General features: G+C 39.5%; 2 protein-coding genes. One reads left to right on the plus strand and one right to left on the minus strand.

Annotated features, from left to right (window positions below; genetic code table 11):
• Nucleotides 1-89: 89 nt before the first annotated feature.
• Nucleotides 90-530: a helix-turn-helix domain-containing protein gene (locus F6K53_RS45230; protein ID WP_293029912.1), complete on the minus strand. Its 441-nt coding sequence runs from the start codon at nt 528-530 to the stop codon at nt 90-92.
• A 58-nt stretch (nt 531-588) separates the two neighbouring features.
• On the opposite strand from F6K53_RS45230, the gene F6K53_RS45235 reads away from it, so the two are divergent.
• Nucleotides 589-843, plus strand: coding sequence for a hypothetical protein (locus F6K53_RS45235; protein WP_293072285.1), 255 nt, complete (start codon nt 589-591; stop codon nt 841-843).
• Nucleotides 844-1,042: the final 199 nt, after the last annotated feature.

A 1,042-nucleotide genomic window follows, 5' to 3' on the forward strand; every position in this document is an offset into this window, starting at 1 on the left:
GGAGATGAAACCTTAGAATAAAGAAGCCTTTATAGGCGAAAGGCTATGGGTAAAAGGGATAAAACTCATGGAATAAGGCTTCTTTATTCTTACGGTAACTTCAAACCACTCTCTAAGGTTTCGTCTCTGGTTTCTTTTTCGATCCAACGAGCTACTTTTGGTCCTGTCCAAATTCCTCCGTCTGATGGTCTTGATTCTAATTCTTTTGCTAATTTTTTAAGTTGAGATTCTCTTAGTAGTGGTTTTTTGCCTCCCCTATGCTGTCTGTGCTTATTTTTTAAATTCTGGACTCCTTTTTCTCCAAAATTATTATATTTTTTAACTATCTCTTTGCCATAATCATAATTAATACCCACAGCGATGGCACTATTTTTAATAGTCCACCCTAAGGACACTTTCCACAGTAGGTGCCATCTTCTTGATTCGTTCGCGTAGCGTGGCCAAAAGGCCACTAAATCTTTACTTTTGAGGTACTTTTGTTTCAGTTCGTCGGAACTACAATGATTGGCTAGAGTAACTTTTTTGGGCATCCATCTTGTCTCCATCAATTTTCTTATATTATAAGGGTGTTTGACAACCGGATTTGGTATGATTACTCAAACCCGTATCAACCAAGAGTTCTCGACAAGGGAGGATCTCGATTGGATTACAGCCTTAACTGCTCATCAAATCAAACTCTTGGCTGAGCAAGAAGTGATTCAACTGGGACTGTTTGATGAACAAAATTTAGTGGAAGTGGAATCAGTAGATTATCCGGGGGAAAGATTAATCGCTTGTCGCAATCCAATAACTGCTGATTCAAGGGCTCAAAAACGAGAAAAACTCTTACATAAAACAGAATAAGAATTAGAAAAAATTGTTCAAGCTACTCTCCGATAAAAAAGGGCTTTAAAGGGTGCTGACCAAATTGGCCTCCGAGTCGGAAAGGTGATTAACAAGTATCGAGTGGGGAAGTTCTTTGAACTGGAAATCACGAACAACAGCTTTTCCTACACCCGCAAGCCCCAAGGCTTAAAAGCCGCCGCTGCCTTGGATGGATTAT

It is taken from the genome of Moorena sp. SIO4A1 (genome assembly GCF_010672065.1).
Lineage (GTDB): Bacteria > Cyanobacteriota > Cyanobacteriia > Cyanobacteriales > Coleofasciculaceae > Moorena.

Excerpts from the sequence above, each read along its gene's own strand:
- F6K53_RS45235 (WP_293072285.1), top strand. The coding sequence starts at position 589 with ATGATTACTCAAACCCGTATCAACCAAGAGTTCTCGACAAGGGAGGAT.
- F6K53_RS45230 (WP_293029912.1), bottom strand. The coding sequence starts at position 530 with ATGCCCAAAAAAGTTACTCTAGCCAATCATTGTAGTTCCGACGAACTG.